Origin of the sequence: Micromonospora sp. WMMD754 (assembly GCF_049315235.1) — a bacterium.
Classification (GTDB): Bacteria; Actinomycetota; Actinomycetes; order Mycobacteriales; family Micromonosporaceae; genus Micromonospora; species Micromonospora sediminicola.
Map to the genome: position 1 here is coordinate 986,136 of NZ_CP186058.1, position 16,531 is coordinate 1,002,666.

Genomic DNA, 16,531 nt, shown 5'->3' on the forward strand with positions numbered 1-16,531 from the left:
CATGCGCGACGACGAGTACCCCACCCCCGTGTCCGACCCCGAGGCGGAGGGCCTGCCCGACACCGCCGACGACGACTCGACCGCCAACGACGACGTCCTGACCGGGCGCGAGGCGGACGGTCCCGAGCCGGCCCAGATCCCGGGTGACCGCACGCCGGTCGCGGTGGACCGGTTCGGCACCACGGCGGAGGAGCAGCTCGACGGCGAGTCGCTGGACTACAAGCTCGACCGCGAGCAGTACGAGCGGCCCGCCGACGACCCGCTCGCCGGCCCGGTCGACCCGGACATCGCCGCCGAGGCGGACAGCGAGGAGGCCGCGGCGCAGGCCCAGCTCGACGCGGACGTGATCGACCCGGGGCCGGTCTCCGACCCGAACTCCCCGGTCTCGATCTACGACCACGGCCAGCTCGGCGCCGTCGCCGACCACCAGGTGGGCCGGCTGGTCGAGCCGGACGAGGGCGCGCGCACCGACCAGGAGACCGACAACGTCGCCTACGACGCCGGCGCGGCCGGCGGCGGCGCCACCGCGGAGGAGCTGGCGATCCACGAGACCCGGCCGCCCGAGGCGCGCTGAGCTCTCAGCCGTCCAGGCCCCGCTCGATGGCGTACCGGGTCAGCTCGACCCGGTTGTGCAGCTGGAGCTTGCCCAGGGTGTTCTGCACATGGTTCTGCACCGTCCGGTGGGACACCCCGAGCCGCTCGGCGATCTGCTTGTAGGACAGCCCCTTGGCGACCAGACGCAGCACCTCGGTCTCCCGTTCGGTGAGCCGGGGTGCGTCGTCGTGCGGGGTCGGCGGCGCGGCCGCGAGCCGCCGGTACTCCCCCAGCACCAGCCCGGCCAGGCCCGGCGTGAACACCGGCTCTCCGGCCGCGGTGCGGCGCACCGCGTCGAGGAACTCGGCCGGGGCGGCCGACTTCACCAGGTAGCCGGTGGCCCCGGCCTTGACCGCATCCAGCACGCTCTGCGGCTCGCCGCTGGCCGACAGCATGAGCACCCGCACGTCGGGCAGGGCGGCGCGCAGCCCGTGGATCACCTCCACGCCGGAGACGTCCGGCAGTTGCAGGTCGAGCACGACCAGGTCGGGTCGGGCCGCCGCGGCCACCCGGACCGCCTGCCGTCCCTCACCGCTGGTCGCCACCACCTGGTGGCCGGCCTCGGTGAGGTCGCGGGCCACCCCTTCCCGCCACATCGGGTGGTCGTCGACCACCATCACCCGGATGCTCACCGCCGGCTCCTCGGCACGATCAGCTCGAACTCGGTCCCGGCGCCCGGCGTGGAGACGATCCGCACCTCACCGCCCAGATCGACCACCCGACCCCGGATGGACTGGGCCACCCCGAGCCGCCCCTGGGTGGCGGCTTCCGCCAGCCGCCCGTCCGGGATACCCGGCCCCTCGTCGCGTACCGAGACGGTCACCGTCTCCTCCTCGTCCTCGATCAGCACCCAGGCCCGCCCGCCGGCGTGCCGGGCCACGTTGTCCAGCGCCGCGCCGACCGCCGCGGCCAGCTCCCCGGCCGTCCGCGCCGGCAGCGGCACCGGGGTCGCCGGGGCGGCCACCTGGACCGTGGCCGAGGCGTACCGGTCGAGCAGGTCCCGCAGGTCCCGCTCGTCGGTGTCCCGGTCCGGCGCGACGCCCGCCCGGCCGATCAGCGCCCGCAACGCGGCCTCCTGCTCACCGGCCAGCCGGGCCAGCTCCGCCGCCTCGCCGTCCAGGTCCGCGCCGCGCCGCCGGACCAGCGCGAGCACCTGGAGCACCGAGTCGTGGATGTCCCGGGCCAGCCGTTCCCGCTCGCGGGTCGCCGCCTCCAGCTCCACCGCCCGCTGCAACCGGGCCTCCGCCTCGACGGCCAGCCGGGCCACGTGCCCGACCACGACGCCGGCCAACAGCATCAGGATCGCGCCGGTCAGCGCGGACGGGCTGATCCGGTCCCGGGTGGCCAGGTCGGCGCCGCCGAGCACCAGCGCGGCCACCGCGCCGCGCCGCCGGCCGCCGGAGACCGCCCAGGCCAGCACCGGCCCGGCCAGCCAGGCGACGGTCAGCGTGGGCACGCCGGCGGCGAGCGCCGTGCGGCCCACCACCCAGGGCGTGGCCAGGATGATCGCGAGCACCACGCCGAGGTCGGCCAGGAGCAGCGGCCAGCGGCGTCCGCCCGGGCGTCCGTAGCCGGCCGCCGTGACACCGGTCCAGGCCAGCATCGCCAGCAGGACGGCGCCCGCGGCGACCGGGTGCGCGTACCGGGTGGCGTCGCGCAGCACGAGCAGGCCGACGTACGCCAGCGAGGCGAAGCGGAACACCGCGATGGACCGCCAGAACGGGCCTTCCAGGCCGGAGGACGACGGCATGGGCGTCACCATGCCACAGCCCGTCACCGGCGGGCCGCCTGGTGCGGGCCGATAAACCCTGACGTACGGTGGAAATGCCGCGAAAGTCGTCGAGAAGCAGCGCTGGGACGGGGTCATGACGGACGGAGAATCCCCCGCACAGCGTACGGTTGTGCCCATCGAACCTTCCCTCCTCATCGCCGAGGCCTTCGACCAGGCCCAGGTGACCGAGCTTCGGCACTCGGTCACCTCCTGCGCGCACGCGACGGGGCTGGCCGGCCAGCGACTCGACGACTTCGTGCTGGCGGTCAACGAGCTGATCACCAACGCGGTTCGGCACGGCGGCGGGCAGGGCCGGCTGCGGCTCTGGCGCCGGGGCGGCGACCTGGTCTGCGAGGTGGCCGACCACGGCCACGGGATCAGCGAGCGACGGTTGCGCGACCGCGACCGGCCGGCGCCGGACACCGCCGGCGGTTGGGGGCTCTGGCTGGCCCGGGAGCTGAGTGACTCGATGGAGGTGGAGACCGGCGACGCCGGCACCGTCGTCCGGATCACCGCGGCTCTGGGCGCCCGGCAGCCCGCCGACCGTCCGCTGGACGGCTGACCGGCCACCGGGCCGTCCCCTCAGCCGAAGAGGGCGCTCACCGACTCGCCGTTGTGGATCCGACGCATCGCCTCGGCCAGGGCCGGCGCCACGGAGAGCACCTCCAGCTTCGGCACCCGCTTCTCCGCGGGGATCGGCACCGTGTTGGTGCAGACGATCTCCAGCACACCGTCCTGGGCGCTCAGCCGCTCCAGCGCCCCGCTGGAGAACAGACCGTGCGTGCAGGCCAGCCGGATCGACCGGACCTGCCGCTCGCGCAGGTGCGAGATCAACTCGATCACCGTGCTGCCCTTGGCGATCTCGTCGTCGAGCACGATCACGTCCCGGTCCGCCACGTCACCGATGATCGTGCTGATCTGCACCCGGTCGTCGCTGAAGCGTTGCTTGGCGCCGGCCGCGACCGGGGTGCCCAGCATCCGGGCGAACGCGGCGGCCTCCTTGGCGTTGCCGAGGTCCGGCGAGACGACCACCGCGTTGCTGAGGTCGTACCCCTTGAAGTGGGCGGCCAGCTCGCGCAACGCGTGCAGGTGGTCCACCGGGACGCTGAAGAAACCGTGCACCTGGGGCGAGTGCAGCGTCATGGCCAGCACCCGGTGCGCGCCGGCCGAGGTGAGCAGGTCGGCCACGAGCCGCCCGCCGATGGAGATCCGCGGGGCGTCCTTCTTGTCCGACCGGGCGTACGCGTAGTGCGGCAGCACCACGGTGATCCGGCCGGCCGACGCGCCCCGGGCGGCGTCGATCATGAGCAGCAGCTCGACCAGGTGCTCCTGCACCGGCGGCACCAGCGGCTGGATGAGGAAGACGTCGCGCTCCCGGCAGTTGGCCTGCAACTGCACCTCGAGGCAGTCGTTGGCGAACCGGGACACCCGCACCGGGTGCAGCGGAACGTCGAGGTGGGCACAGATCTCGGCGGCGAGGTCCGGGTGGGCGGTCCCGCTGAACACGGCAATGTCACGCACGTCTGCTGATCGTACGGGTCGATCGAGGGGAGACGGTGGACACTCTCGGCGGGTACGGTGCTGCGGTGACCGGAGAGTTCGTCGCCGCCATCGACCAGGGCACCACCTCCTCGCGGTGCATCGTCTTCGACGCCGACGGCGAGATCGTCGCGGTGGCCCAACGCGAACACCGGCAGATCTTCCCGCGGCCCGGCTGGGTGGAGCACGACGCGGACGAGATCTGGGCATGCGTCGAGCACGTGGTGCGTGAGGCGCTGGCGAGCGCCGACATCGGTCCGGAGCAGCTGGCCGCGGTGGGCACCACCAACCAGCGCGAGACCACAGTGGTCTGGGACCGGGCCACCGGTCGGCCGGTGGCCAACGCGATCGTCTGGCAGGACACCCGCACCGGCCCGCTGCTGCGCGAGCTGGCCGAGGCGTACGACGAGGAGCGACTGCGCGTCCGCACCGGGCTGACCCTGGCGACCTACTTCGCCGGCCCGAAGCTGCGGTGGCTGCTGGACCACGTCGACGGGCTGCGCGAGCGGGCCGAGCGGGGCGAGGTGCTGTTCGGCACGATGGACAGCTGGATCATCTGGAAGCTGACCGGGCGGCACGTCACCGACGTCACCAACGCCAGCCGCACCCTGCTGATGGACCTGGAGACCCTCGACTGGGCCCCGGAGCTGCTCGACGCGCTGCGCATCCCGGCCGCGATGCTGCCCGAGATCCGCTGCTCGGCCGAGGTCTACGGCACCGCCGACGGAGTCCTCGCCGGGGTGCCGGTGGCCAGCGCGCTCGGCGACCAGCAGGCCGCGCTGTTCGGACAGACCTGCTTCCAGCCCGGCGAGGCCAAGTGCACCTACGGCACCGGCAGTTTCCTGCTGCTCAACACCGGCGCCAGCCCGGTGCCGTCGCGACACGGCCTGCTCACCACCGTGGCCTACCGGATCGAGGGCCAGCCGGCCGTGTACGCGCTGGAGGGCGCGATCGCGGTCACCGGCTCGCTGGTGCAGTGGCTGCGCGACAACCTCGGCCTGATCTCCACCGCCCCGCAGGTCGAGGAGCTGGCCCGCACCGTCGACGACAACGGCGGCTGCTATGTGGTGCCGGCCTTCTCCGGCCTGTTCGCCCCGCACTGGCGCAGCGACGCCCGGGGCGTGATCGCCGGCCTGACCGGCTACATCACCAAGGGGCACCTGGCCCGCGCGGTGCTGGAGGCGTCCGCCTTCCAGACCCGCGAGGTGGTCGACGCGATGAACGCCGACTCCGACGTGGCGCTGCGCCGGCTGCGGGTGGACGGCGGGATGACCGGCAACGCGCTGCTCATGCAGTTCCTCGCCGACGTGCTCGACGTGCCGGTGGTGCGGTCCCGGATCACCGAGACCACCTGCCTCGGCGCCGCGTACGCCGCCGGCCTGGCGGTCGGCTTCTGGCCCGACCTGCCCACGCTGCGGGACAAGTGGCGCTCCGACGCCCAGTGGGAACCGGCCATGGACCCGACGCACCGCGACCACGAGCTGCACCAGTGGCACAAGGCCGTCCAACGCACCCTGAACTGGGAAGACTGACCCCGGTTTTCCGCGATCTTGCACTTACTGCCCCGACGCAAGGGACATTCCCGGGCGAATCGGCGGCCGAAAGTGCAAGATCGCGAGGGTGGGGGGCGGTCAGCGCGGGGTGAGGACGCAGAACTCGTTGCCCTCGGGGTCGGCCATGACCCGCCAGTGGATCTCGGGGTCGCCCAGGTCGATGGCGGTGGCGCCGAGCGTGCCCAACCGGGCCACCTCGGCCGCCAGGTCGTCCCCCGCATAGGGGCGGACGTCGAGGTGGACGCGGTTCCACCCGGGCTTCGCGTCGGTGCTGCGGACGAACTCCAGGTAGGGGCCGACGCCGGCGGCGGAACGCAGTGACGCGTGCCGGTCGGTGACCTCGTGCCGGGTCCAGTCCGTCGCCTCGCCCCAGAACCGCGCCATCTCCCGTGGGTCCGCGCAGTCGACCACCACCGCGGCGATCGGCCCGGTGTCCCGGTAGACCTCGCGGGGCTCCAGCACGCAGAACTCGTTGCCCTCCGGGTCGGCCATGACCGTCCACGGGACGTCGCCCTGGCCGATGTCGACGGCTGTCGCGCCGAGGCCCGTCAGCCGCGCGACCAGCTTCGCCTGGTGGTCCGGCGAGGTGGTGGCCAGGTCGACGTGCACCCGGTTCTTCGCCGTCTTGGGTTCCGCGGAGACCACGAGGTCGATGAAGAGGGCGGAGGGATCGGGATACGGGACGCCCGGCGGTTCGAGGTTGATCACTCCGGGCGCCTCGCTGGAGGTCTCCCAGCCGAGAGCCTTCGCCCAGAACGCGCCCAGCGCGACCTCGTCGCGGGCCTTCAGGTTGATCTGGACAAGCCGCGTCGTCATGTCAGTCCCAACGGTTTCCGGTGAGCTTCTCGTACACCTCGACGTAGCGTGCCCGGGTCGCCTCGACGACCTCCGCCGGCACCTCCGGCGCCGGCGGCTGCTTGTCCCAGCCGCTGCCGGTGGCCCAGTCCCGCACGTACTGCTTGTCGAAGGAGAACTGGGCCCGGCCCGGCTGGTAGGACTCGGCCGGCCAGAATCGGGACGAGTCGGAGGTGAGCAGCTCGTCGGCGAGCATCAGCGTGCCGTCCGGCGCCCAGCCCAACTCCAGCTTGGTGTCGGCGATCAGGATGCCCCGGTCCGCGGCGATCTCCGCACCGCGCCGGTAGACGTCCAGGGTGATCTGCCGCAGCCGCTCGGCGGTCTCCGGCCCCACCTTGTCGACCACCTGGTCGTAGGTGATCGGCTCGTCGTGCTCACCCTTGGGCGCCTTGGTCGACGGGGTGAAGATCGGCTCGGGCAGGATCGACGCCTCCACCAGGCCCCGGGGCAGCGGCACGCCGGAGACCGAGCCGGTGCGCTGGTACTCGGCGAAGCCACCGCCGGTCAGGAAGCCCCGGGCCACGCACTCGACCGGCACCATCTCCAGCCGGCGGCACCGGATCGCCCGGCCGGCGAACTCCGCCGGCACGTCGGTGGCGGAGATGACGTGGTTCGGCACCAGGTCCGACAACTGCTCGAACCACCACAGCGAGAGCGCGGTGAGCAGTCTGCCCTTGTCCGGGACGGGGGTCGGCAGCGCCACGTCGTAGATGGAGATGCGGTCGGAGGCGACCAGGATCAGGTCCGCGCCGTCGGCGTAGACGTCCCGGACCTTGCCCGAGTGCAGAAGTTCCACGGCGCTAGTACACCATGGGCGCGACCGCCCGCCCGGCGCGCCCACCGGCCGTCCCGTCCGGCGTTGACACCCCGGGCCGGGGCCGGTGGAATGATCCGTCCACCCCAGTTTCGGAGAGAACCGTGCGCGCTGAACGGTCCGTCCCCCGTCCCGGCCTCGACCGGCGACGGTTCCTCGGCGCGCTCACCGGGCTGCCGCTGCTCGCCGGCGGACTGGCCGGCTGCGCCCCGGAGGAGGAGGCGGCCGCCGAGGACGGCCCGATCGAGCTGTCGGTGTTCTGGTGGGGCGGCAGCCGCCGGGCCCAGGCCACCGAGCAGGCGCTGCGCCTCTACACCCAGCAGAACCCCCGGGTCAGCTTCCGGATCACCTGGCAGGGGCTGGCCGGCTACTACGACCGGCTCGCCACCCAGGGCACCGGCGGCAACGTGCCGGACCTGTTCCAGATCGACGACACGCTGCTCACCGAGTACACCCGCCGCGACATCCTGCTCGACCTCACCGCGTACGCCGACGACGGCCGGCTCGACCTGCGCGACCTGCCGGAGCAGTTGGCCCGCTACGGCCGGGTGGACGAGCGGACCGTGGCGGTGCCCGCCGCCCAGACCAACGCGGCGCTGGTCTACAACCGCGACCTGCTGCGCTCGCTGGACCAGCCCGAGCCGCGCACCGGCATGTCCTGGAAGGAGTACGCCCGCTGGGCCGCCCAGGTCACCCGGGCGTCCGGTAACCGGGTGGCCGGCTCCATGGACGCCTCCGGCGACTACCGGGCGCTCTGGCTCTGGCTGCGCGGCCAGGGCAGCGAGCTGTACCAGGGGCGGCAGCTCGGCTTCAGCTCGGCGGAGCTGCTCTCGTGGTTCGAGTTCTGGGAGGTCGCCCGCTTCGACCGGGCCACCCCGAGCGCCGCGCTCGTGGAGCAGGCGGACACCGGCGAACTGAACCGCCAGCTCGTGGTCACCGGCCACACCGCGGCTTCCTTCGCCTGGTCCCACCAGCTGCCGGAGCTGCAACGCCTCACCGAGGACGAGCTGGGCGCGGTCGCCTTCCCCGGCACGCCGGCCGCACAGTGGCCCCGGGCGTCGATGTACTGGGCCGGCTTCCGCGGCACCCGGCACCCGGGTGTGGTGGTGGACGTGCTCAACTTCCTCACCAGCAACGTGGCGGCCGGCCGGATCCTCGGCGTGGAGCGTGGCGTGAACCCCAGCACCCAGGTCCGCACGTACGTGGCCGCGGGCGTGACCGACCGGGCCGAGAAGCGGGTGACGAGCCTGGGCGCGGAGCTGGACGAGCTGGCCGGCCCGGCGCCCGCGCCGCCGCCGAAGGGGCACGCCAAGGTGCGGACGTTGCTCATCGAGGCGGCCGAGAGCATCCGGGGCAAGCGGGCCGGCGCCCGCTCCGCGACCTCCCGGTTCATGGCCCGGGCGAACGCCGCCCTGGCCGAGTGACCGCCGCCCGCCGCGCGTGGGCGCGGCGGGCGGAGCCCCGGGTGGTCGTCAGCGCGGCGGGCGGTTCCGCCGGTTCCGCGTCAACAGCACCACCAGCAGCACGATCCCGCCGACCACCACGAGGCAGCAGAGCAGGCCGAGGAAGCCGAAGCCGCCCCGGGACCGCCGTCGTGCGGCCTCCACCACGAGTTCACCGGTGCCGGTCGACGCCCAGGCCGCGACCGGTACGAAGACCGAGAGCGCGACCGTTCCGAGGACCGCACCGAGGCGGCCCCACCATCTGTTCCATCCAGCCATGCCCCCATCCTCGCCGAGGTGCGCAACCGGGGCACGCCGGACGCGGCGGAGGAATCCGGAAACGGCGAAGGGCCCCGGAGCGAACTCCCGGGCCCTTCGTCACGAGTAGCGGGGACAGGATTTGAACCTGCGACCTCTGGGTTATGAGCCCAGCGAGCTACCGAGCTGCTCCACCCCGCGTCGGCTCGTACAGCTTATCGCACTGGAATCGTGGAGATCAGCCGGGTCCCCGATCCCGCCGAAGAGGCCCGACGGGGGGAACGGCGAAGGGCCCCGGAACGGATTCCGGGGCCCTTCGTCACGAGTAGCGGGGACAGGATTTGAACCTGCGACCTCTGGGTTATGAGCCCAGCGAGCTACCGAGCTGCTCCACCCCGCGTCGGCTCGACAACCGTAGCGCACCGCCCCGGGGAGACGCAAAACGGGTCGTCAGTCCAGCCACCGCCGGACCGCGTCGACCGCCCGCCGGCTGTCCGCGTCGAACTGGGCGCGCTCGGTCGAGGTGCTCTCCCAGCCCTGTTCCCACAGCACCGTCACCACGTCACCGGAACGCACCGCGCGCACCAGGTGCACCTCGTCGCCGCCACTCGGCTCGCCGTTGGCGTCCAGGTAGGGCCTGCGCGTCTCGAACAGCACCGACTCGTCGCCGTACCCGGAGTCGGGCAGCAGGCGCTGGCGCACGGTCGTCGAGGGCGCGTCGGGGTCCGGCTGGGCGGGGCAGGCCCGGACGGCCACCCGCAGCTCGGCCAGCGCCTCGTCGGCGCGCCCGGCCCGGTAGATCGTGATGCTGTGCCGGTAGCTGCCGGAGGGCACCGCGTCGGCCGGCGCGCCGGCCCGGCGGTACGGCAACGTCCGGGCCCGCGACGCGACGACCCACTCGGTGCCGGGGCTCGATCCGCAGAGCACCGGCAGCACCGCTCCCGGGCCGAACTGGTTGCCCGTACCGGCGTCGTTGGCGGCGGGCAGGGCGAAGAACGCCCGGTCCGGGATGGCGGTCGGGGCGCCCGCCGTCGGACGTCCGGCGCTCGACGGCGGGGCCGGGCTCCGCCCCCCGGAGGTACGGGCGCCGGTAGGGGTCGGCGGGGCGGGCGAGGGCGCCTCGGCCGGCCCGGCGGTGGTGGGCGGTGGGGTGGGCACCGGCGTACCCGCGGGCGGCGGCGCGACCGGTTCCGGCCCGGCGGCCAGCACCAACTGGCTGCCGGCCACCGTGGCGGCGACCAGACCGGCGACCGCCAGCGACGCGAGCGCGGCCCGGTGCCGGGCCCGGCGGTCCGCGCCGTGACGCAGCCGGTCCGGCGACGGCAGCACCCGCTCGTCGGTGTCGTCGGCCAGGGCCCGGTAGTAGCGGTGCAGTTCACGCGACATCGTTGACCTCCAGCTCCTCGGCGGCGACACCGGGCAGCAGCTCGGCCAGCCGGGCCCGTCCGCGGGACAGCCAGGACTTCACGGTGCCGGCGGGGACGCCCGCCTCCCGGGCGATCTCCTCCACCGGCAGGTCGAACAGGTAGTGCAGGGCGAGCGCCTGCCGGTGCCGGGCGGGCAGCCGCCGTAGCGCCGCCACCAGCAGGACGGTGTCCTCGCCCGGTGGTCCGACGTCGTCGGGCGGACCGGTGCGGCTGACCGCCAGTCGCCAACCGCGCAGCCGTCGGAACCGGTCGGTGGCGAGCCGGCTGATCACCAGCCGCAGCCAGGCCTCCGGCGCGGGATGGCCGGCGAGCTTCGCCCACTGCCGCCAGGCCCGGGCGTACGCCTCCTGCACCAGGTCCTGGGCCTCGGCGGGGTCGTCGGCCACCGCGTGGCCGTACCGGAGCGCCCGCCCCGACGTGCTGCGGTAGAAGTCGTCGAAGCTGTTCGCGTCACGCATCTGCCCTCCCGCCTCCCCTCACGTCCACCTGCTCTGTTGACGGTGGAGCGGGGTGCCGGGTTGCGGCCGGGAAGTCCGGTACACGACACGAGCCCGTGCTCCGGTGACCGCTGCGGGTCCCGGAGCACGGGCTCGTGGTGTCGCTCGGCGTCAGCCGCTGGGCGAGGGGGCGGGTGAGGCCGGCGCCGACGGCGAGGCGCTGCCCGAGGGCGCCGGGCCGGCCGGCCCGTTGGCCGCCGCCTGGGCCTGCTGGAAGGCGGCCATCGCCTCGTCGAGCGCCTTGAGCGCCCGCCCGTACCGCTCGAAGTCGCCGGACGTCTGCGCGGCCTTGACCTCGGCGATCGCGGCCTGCACCTGGCTGGCGGCCTGGGCCAGCTCACCGGTGAGCGGCGGCGGGGTGTTCGTGCCCCCGGGCGGCGGCGGCGTGTTCTCGTCGTCGCTCGGCGGCGGCGGGGTGCCGTTCTGGGCGCGTTTGCCCTGCTCGACGAGCTGTTTGATGCCGTCGCTGAGGTTGTTGGCGAGCACCACGTACGAGCCGCCGTCGCCGTAGGAGAGCAGCACCTTCTGCAACAGCGGGTACGCGTCCTGGCTGCTGCTCTTCACATAGACCGGCTCGACGTAGAGCATCCCGTCGGCGAACGGCAGCGACAGCAGGTTGCCGTACTGCACCTGGGCCTGGTTGGAGGAGAGCAGGTTGAGCTGCTGCCGGATGTCGCCGTTGTTGGTCATCTGCTGATGCACCTGGGTCGGCCCGGAGACCCGGGTCTGGTCCGGCAACTCCAGCACCTCCAGCTGGGGCTTGCCGTCGACGTACGAGCCGGACACCAGCGCGGCGAGGTTCTGCCGCCCGTTCGGCGTGACCGCGGAGGTCAACTGGAAGCGGGGCCCGTCCTGCCCGGGGAACTGGGTGAACAGGTAGTAGGGCGGCTGCTTCTGCCCGCTGTCCGGCGCGTCCGGCACGTTCGGCACCTGCCAGAAGTCCTGGCCGGAGTAGAAGTCGCCGGGGTCGGTGACGTGGAACTTGGTGAGCAGGTTGCGCTGCACCTTGAACAGGTCGGCCGGGTAGCGGAAGTGCTCGGCCAGCTCCGGCGGGATGTCGCCCTTGGGCAGCACGAGGTCACCGCCGAACGCCTTGTTCCACGCCTTCAGCACCGGGTCGGTGTCGTCGTACGAGTAGAGCTTGACCGTGCCGTCGTACGCGTCGACCGTCGCCTTCACCGAGTTGCGGATGTAGTTGACGTTCTCCCGGGCGAGCTGGAACGTGCCCCGGCCGGTCAGCTCGTCGGCGGTCTCCGCCTGGAGGTTGACCCGCTCGGCGTACGGGTAGGTCGCCGCCGTGGTGTAGCCGTCGATGATCCACAGGACGCGGCCGTTCACCGAGGCCGGGTACGGGTCGCCGTCGAGGGTGAGGAACGGCGCGACCTTCTCCACCCGGTCGCGCGGGTTGCGCACGTAGAGCAGCTTCGAGTTCTCGTTGACCGCCTCGGACAGCAGGAAGTTGGTCTCCTGCTCCTTGATCGCGTAGAGCAGCCGCCGGGGGAACGAGCCGACCTTGACGCCACCCTCGCCGGTGTAGGTGTAGTACTGCTCGCCACCGGTGGAGGTGGGCCGGTCGAACTCGACGTTGCGGTCACCGGTCTGCCCGACGATCGCGTAGTCGTCGGCCTCCATCCGCTCGCCGTAGTAGATCCGCGGCTGCTGGGCCGTGATCTCCTCGGTCGGCGAGGAACACGCCTCCTGCGCCTTCTCGCCGAGGAAGCCGGAGACGAAGTACGGCTGGCCGCCGCAGACCACCTGGTTCGCCGGGGCGGCCACCAGGCCGTACCCGTGGGTGTAGACGGTGTGCCGGTTGATCCAGTTGTTCTGCTGGTCGGTCAGCTCGCCGTAGTTGATCTCACGGACGCCGACCACGTAGTCGGACGTCTTGTCCTTGACCGCGTAGCGGTCGATGTCCAGCTTCGAGCCGAAGTCGTAGAAGCCGCGGACCTGCTGGAGCTGGGTGTAGGTCTCGGAGACCAGTTGCGGGTCGAGCAGCCGGACGTTCGGGACGACCGAGGTGTCGGTGGCCAGGCTGGCGGGTGGCACGAGGTTGCTCGCCGCGTACGGCGTCGTCTTCGTGACCTCGAGACCGAACGCGGCCCGGGTCGCCTCGATGCTGCGTTCGATGTACGGCGCCTCCTTGTCGCGGGCGCTCGGCTTCACCTCGAACGTCTGCACCGCCCACGGGTAGATGCCGCCGATCGCCACCGCGGAGACCCCGAGCAAGGCCAGCGAGATGCCCGGCCAGACCAGGTTCCGCATCACCGCGTTGGAGAACACGATGATCGCGACGGCCACCAGGACGGAGATCCAGGCGAGGATCTCCTTCGCCGGCAGCAACGCGTTCACGTCGGCGTAGCCGGCGCCGTAGAGCTTCGCGCCCTCGTTGTACTCCAGCAGCATGGCGCGCCGGTCCAGCACGTACGCGACGGCCTTGAGCAGGACGAAGACGGCGACCAGCGAGCTGAGGTGGGCGCGGGCGGCGTTGGTCATCCGGTCGCCGACACCCTGCAGCCGCACCCCGCCGAACACGTAGTGCACGGCCAGCGCGCCGAGCAGGGCCAGCACCACCGCGGTGAAGCCGACACCGAGCAGGTAGCGCCAGAACGGGAGCTGGAAGACGTAGAAGCCGACGTCGACGCCGAACTCCGGGTCCTTCACGCCGAAGTCGCCACCGTTGCGGAACAGCAGCCACTGGGTCCACCGGCTCTGCGCGGAGAGCCCGGCGAAGAGCCCGATCACGGCGGAGGCCAGCGCGATCCAGGTGCCCAGCCGAGGGCTCAGCAGCATCCGGTAGCGCTCCAGCGTGGCCTGCTCGGCCGAGTGCGGGCGCATCCGGGGCCGCAGCCGGTAGGCCAGCCAGAGGTTGCCGGCGACGATCAGCGCCATGCCGACGCCGACCACCAGGAACAGCAGCAGCCGGGTGGCGAGCACGCCGGTGAAGACCTGGGTGTAGCGGACCTCGTCGAACCACAGCCAGTCGGTCCAGGCGTTGACCCCCCAACCGAGCAGGGTGAACAGCACGAACACCCCGACCAGGACCCCGATGGTGACGCGTCCGCGCCGGCTCATCCTCGGCAGGGGACTGCTACGCATGACCACTGTTGGCTCCGCACGCTCGATGTGATCGGCTCCGACCAGGCACCCCAGAGTACGGGGTGTTCCTGTACACGTCGGGTCAAGGTCACGTCACGATCGCCCGGGGCCGTCGGCGGCCCGGTTCAGCAGCGGGTCGGCTGACCTCCGGCGCGCAGTTTCTCCAGTGCCGTCAGCGCGTCGTCCACCGTCGCCACCTTCAGCAGCGGCAGGTCGGGCTGCGGGTTGCGGACCGCCTCGGCGCAGTTGTCGGCGGGCACCAGGAAGACCTTCGCGCCGGCATCCTTGGCGCCGACCAGCTTCTGGGCGATGCCACCGATCGGGCCGACCCGGCCCTCGTCGTCGATGGTGCCGGTGCCCGCGATGACCTGGCCGCCGGTCAGGTCGGCCGGCTCCAGCTTGTCGATGATGCCCAGGGTGAACATCAGCCCGGCGCTCGGGCCGCCGATGTCCCCGAGGTCGATCTTGAGGGTGAACGGGTGCGGCTGCTGCTGGTCGATCTCCACCCCGATGCGCGGACGGCCGTCCTGCTCGCGACTGGTCACCCTGGCCGTCCCCGGGGCGCCGTCCCGGGTGTAGCCGATCGTCAGCGCGGTGCCGGCCGGCTTGGCCCGGATCAGCTCGGTGAGCTTGGCCGCGCTGGTCACCGGCGCGCCGTCGACCGAGGTCAGCACGTCGTCCGGCCGGAGCACGTCGACCGACGGCCCGCCCGGGGTGACCGCCTTGACCAGCACCTTGATCGGGTAGCCCAGCTCCCGCAGGGCCGCCGTCTCGGCGCTGGTCTGCGAGTTCTGGAAGTCCTCCGCGTTGCGCTTCTCGACCTCCTCCTGCGACTCGCCCGGCGGGTAGACCAGCTCGCGCGGCACCACCGCCTCGTCGGAGGAGAACCAGCCGGCCAGCGCCGACCGGAGCCGCACGGTGGGCTGCACGCCGACCGTGGTGAGCCGGAGCTGACCGGCGGAGGTCGACGTCGCGCGGCCGCTGACCTGGATGATCTCCTTGCCGTTCTCACTGCCGAGCGTGTTGACCGTCGGACCGGGGCCGAGCACCACGTACGGCAGGGGGACGCTCAGCACGCCGACGCTGAGCAGGGCGGTGAGCAGGGCACCGAGCAGGACGGTCACGCCGCGACGTCTCATGCGCCAGAGCGTACCGATCCGTCCCGCGCCGTCCGGCGCGGTGACCGGTGGACTTCGCCCTCAGCGCAACGCCGACGGGCACGACCTGCGGCGCGGCCCGCGTACCGTAGACGTCGTGCCTGATATTCCGTTCGGTTTCGCGCTCCCGGGTGGTCAACCACCAGACCCCAACGATCCCGCGCAGATGCAGCAGTTCATGTCGCAGTTGCAGCACCTGCTGTCCGCGCCGGGCAGCGGGCCGGTCAACTGGGACCTGGCCCGGCAGGTGGCCGCGAGTCAGCTCGCCGCCGCCGGGGACCCGGCGGTCTCGCCGTTCGAGCGCAACGCGGTGGAGGAGGCGCTGCGCATCGCCGACCTCTGGCTGGAACCGGCGACCTCGTGGCCCTCCGGCATCCGCACCTCGGTCGCCTGGAACCGCAACGAGTGGATCTTCAAGACGCTCGACGTGTGGCGCAAGCTCTGCGACCCGGTGGCCAGCCGGATGGTGGGCGCGATGGGTGACCTGGTGCCGCCGGAGGCGCGCGCGCAGCTCGGCCCGATGCAGTCGATGGTCGCCACGCTCGGCGGCGCCCTCTTCGGCGGTCAGCTCGGCCAGGCGCTCGGCTCGCTCGCCGCCGAGGTGCTCTCCGCCGGTGACATCGGCCTGCCGCTGGGCCCCGCCGGCACCGCCGCGCTCGTCCCGGCCAACATCAAGGCGTACGGCGAGGGCCTGGAGCTGCCCGAGGACGAGGTACGCCTCTACGTGGCCCTGCGCGAGGCCGCCCACCAGCGCCTCTTCCAGCACGTGCCGTGGCTGCGCGGGCACGTGCTGACGGCGGTGGAGAACTACGCCGCCGGCATCCGGGTCAACCGGGAGGCGATCGAGGAGGCGATGGGCCGGGTCGACCCGACCGACCCGGAGTCGATGCAGGCGATCGCGCTGGAGGGCATCTTCACCCCGGAGGACACCCCGGCGCAGAAGGCGTCGCTGGCCCGGCTGGAGACCGTGCTCGCCCTGGTCGAGGGTTGGGTGTGCCACGTCGTGGACAGCGCCGCCGGTGACCGCCTCCCCAACGTCGTACGCCTCGGCGAGGCGTTCCGCCGCCGCCGCGCCGCCGGTGGTCCGGCCGAGCAGACGTTCGCCGCGCTGGTCGGCCTTGAACTGCGGCCGCGCCGGCTGCGCGAGGCGACGGTGCTCTGGGCGGCGCTGACCGAGCACCGCGGCATCGCCGGCCGGGACGCGGTCTGGGGCCACCCCGACCTGCTCCCCTCGGACGACGACTTCGCCGCCCCGGAGGCGTTCGCCAGGACGAGCACCGATCTCGACGACGAGCTGGCAAACTTCGACTTCACCGCGCCGGGCGCGCCGGAGGAGAAGCCCCCCGGCGAGGACGACGACAAGCACTGACACGTACGCGACGGGGCCCGCACGGATCACCGTGCGGGCCCCGTCCGCGTCCCCACCCCGCCGCCCGGCCCAGCCCGCCCCGACCCCGGCCCCGGCCCGGCCCGGCCCATCGATCTTGGAGTTGTGGCGCCCAAGATGCCCGGTTAGCGCCTTTCGTTA

General features: G+C 72.9%; 15 protein-coding genes and 2 tRNA genes. 5 read left to right on the forward strand and 12 right to left on the reverse strand.

From position 1 onward, the window contains the following. Position 1 precedes the first annotated feature (1 nt). Positions 2–574, forward strand: coding sequence for a DUF5709 domain-containing protein (locus tag ACN27B_RS04625; protein WP_422743641.1), 573 nt, complete (start codon positions 2–4; stop codon positions 572–574). Between the two features lie 4 nt (positions 575–578). Here the strand turns inward: ACN27B_RS04625 and ACN27B_RS04630 are convergent, their stop codons facing one another. Both ACN27B_RS04630 and macS read right to left on the reverse strand, forming a co-directional pair. Beyond that, the gene (locus ACN27B_RS04630; RefSeq protein ID WP_172968067.1) at positions 579–1,211 is read right to left on the reverse strand and encodes a response regulator; all 633 of its coding nucleotides are present in this window, start codon (positions 1,209–1,211) and stop codon (positions 579–581) included. A gap of 11 nt (positions 1,212–1,222) precedes the next feature. Then, positions 1,223–2,344, reverse strand: a complete 1,122-nt coding sequence (macS, locus tag ACN27B_RS04635) for a MacS family sensor histidine kinase (RefSeq protein ID WP_099164914.1) — start codon at positions 2,342–2,344, stop codon at positions 1,223–1,225. Between the two features lie 115 nt (positions 2,345–2,459). Between macS and ACN27B_RS04640 the strand changes: the two genes are divergently transcribed. Continuing rightward, positions 2,460–2,927 carry an ATP-binding protein gene (locus ACN27B_RS04640; protein WP_099163781.1) on the forward strand — a complete coding sequence of 156 codons (468 nt, stop codon included), beginning with the start codon at positions 2,460–2,462 and terminating at the stop codon, positions 2,925–2,927. Between the two features lie 20 nt (positions 2,928–2,947). Here ACN27B_RS04640 and ACN27B_RS04645 read toward each other — a convergent pair whose 3' ends face one another. Further along, complete coding sequence (locus tag ACN27B_RS04645; protein ID WP_099163780.1) at positions 2,948–3,886, reverse strand: ribose-phosphate diphosphokinase; 939 nt, start codon at positions 3,884–3,886, stop codon at positions 2,948–2,950. A 65-nt stretch (positions 3,887–3,951) separates the two neighbouring features. Here ACN27B_RS04645 and glpK point away from each other — a divergent pair, with 65 nt between their 5' ends. Further along, on the forward strand, positions 3,952–5,436 hold the full coding sequence (glpK, locus tag ACN27B_RS04650) for a glycerol kinase GlpK (protein WP_422743644.1): 1,485 nt from the start codon (positions 3,952–3,954) through the stop codon (positions 5,434–5,436). 99 nt (positions 5,437–5,535) lie between these two features. Here glpK and ACN27B_RS04655 read toward each other — a convergent pair whose 3' ends face one another. Both ACN27B_RS04655 and ACN27B_RS04660 read right to left on the reverse strand, forming a co-directional pair. Beyond that, positions 5,536–6,273 (reverse strand): VOC family protein, encoded by a 738-nt coding sequence (locus tag ACN27B_RS04655; protein ID WP_422743646.1) that lies wholly within the window; start codon positions 6,271–6,273, stop codon positions 5,536–5,538. A gap of 1 nt (position 6,274) precedes the next feature. Further along, positions 6,275–7,108, reverse strand: a complete 834-nt coding sequence (locus tag ACN27B_RS04660) for a phosphoribosylaminoimidazolesuccinocarboxamide synthase (protein ID WP_099163777.1) — start codon at positions 7,106–7,108, stop codon at positions 6,275–6,277. Between the two features lie 122 nt (positions 7,109–7,230). Here ACN27B_RS04660 and ACN27B_RS04665 point away from each other — a divergent pair, with 122 nt between their 5' ends. Then, positions 7,231–8,550, forward strand: coding sequence for an ABC transporter substrate-binding protein (locus ACN27B_RS04665; protein ID WP_099163776.1), 1,320 nt, complete (start codon positions 7,231–7,233; stop codon positions 8,548–8,550). A 48-nt stretch (positions 8,551–8,598) separates the two neighbouring features. Here the strand turns inward: ACN27B_RS04665 and ACN27B_RS04670 are convergent, their stop codons facing one another. From ACN27B_RS04670 to ACN27B_RS04700, 7 genes are all read right to left on the reverse strand, one after another. Next, on the reverse strand, positions 8,599–8,847 hold the full coding sequence (locus tag ACN27B_RS04670) for a hypothetical protein (RefSeq protein WP_091570819.1): 249 nt from the start codon (positions 8,845–8,847) through the stop codon (positions 8,599–8,601). A gap of 106 nt (positions 8,848–8,953) precedes the next feature. Then, positions 8,954–9,027 (reverse strand) — tRNA-Met (locus tag ACN27B_RS04675). Between the two features lie 125 nt (positions 9,028–9,152). Continuing rightward, positions 9,153–9,226 (reverse strand) — tRNA-Met (locus ACN27B_RS04680). Positions 9,227–9,276: 50 nt separating this feature from the next. Further along, positions 9,277–10,212, reverse strand: coding sequence for a hypothetical protein (locus ACN27B_RS04685; protein WP_422743649.1), 936 nt, complete (start codon positions 10,210–10,212; stop codon positions 9,277–9,279). Further along, positions 10,202–10,711 (reverse strand): SigE family RNA polymerase sigma factor, encoded by a 510-nt coding sequence (locus ACN27B_RS04690; protein WP_099163774.1) that lies wholly within the window; start codon positions 10,709–10,711, stop codon positions 10,202–10,204. Before ACN27B_RS04690 ends, ACN27B_RS04685 begins: the two co-directional genes overlap by 11 nt. A 150-nt stretch (positions 10,712–10,861) precedes the next feature. Continuing rightward, on the reverse strand, positions 10,862–13,846 hold the full coding sequence (locus ACN27B_RS04695) for a UPF0182 family protein (RefSeq protein ID WP_422743651.1): 2,985 nt from the start codon (positions 13,844–13,846) through the stop codon (positions 10,862–10,864). 125 nt (positions 13,847–13,971) lie between these two features. Beyond that, complete coding sequence (locus ACN27B_RS04700; protein ID WP_172967925.1) at positions 13,972–14,985, reverse strand: YlbL family protein; 1,014 nt, start codon at positions 14,983–14,985, stop codon at positions 13,972–13,974. 115 nt (positions 14,986–15,100) lie between these two features. Here ACN27B_RS04700 and ACN27B_RS04705 point away from each other — a divergent pair, with 115 nt between their 5' ends. Continuing rightward, positions 15,101–16,372 (forward strand): zinc-dependent metalloprotease, encoded by a 1,272-nt coding sequence (locus ACN27B_RS04705; RefSeq protein ID WP_091576975.1) that lies wholly within the window; start codon positions 15,101–15,103, stop codon positions 16,370–16,372. The last annotated feature ends 159 nt before the right edge of the window (positions 16,373–16,531 follow it).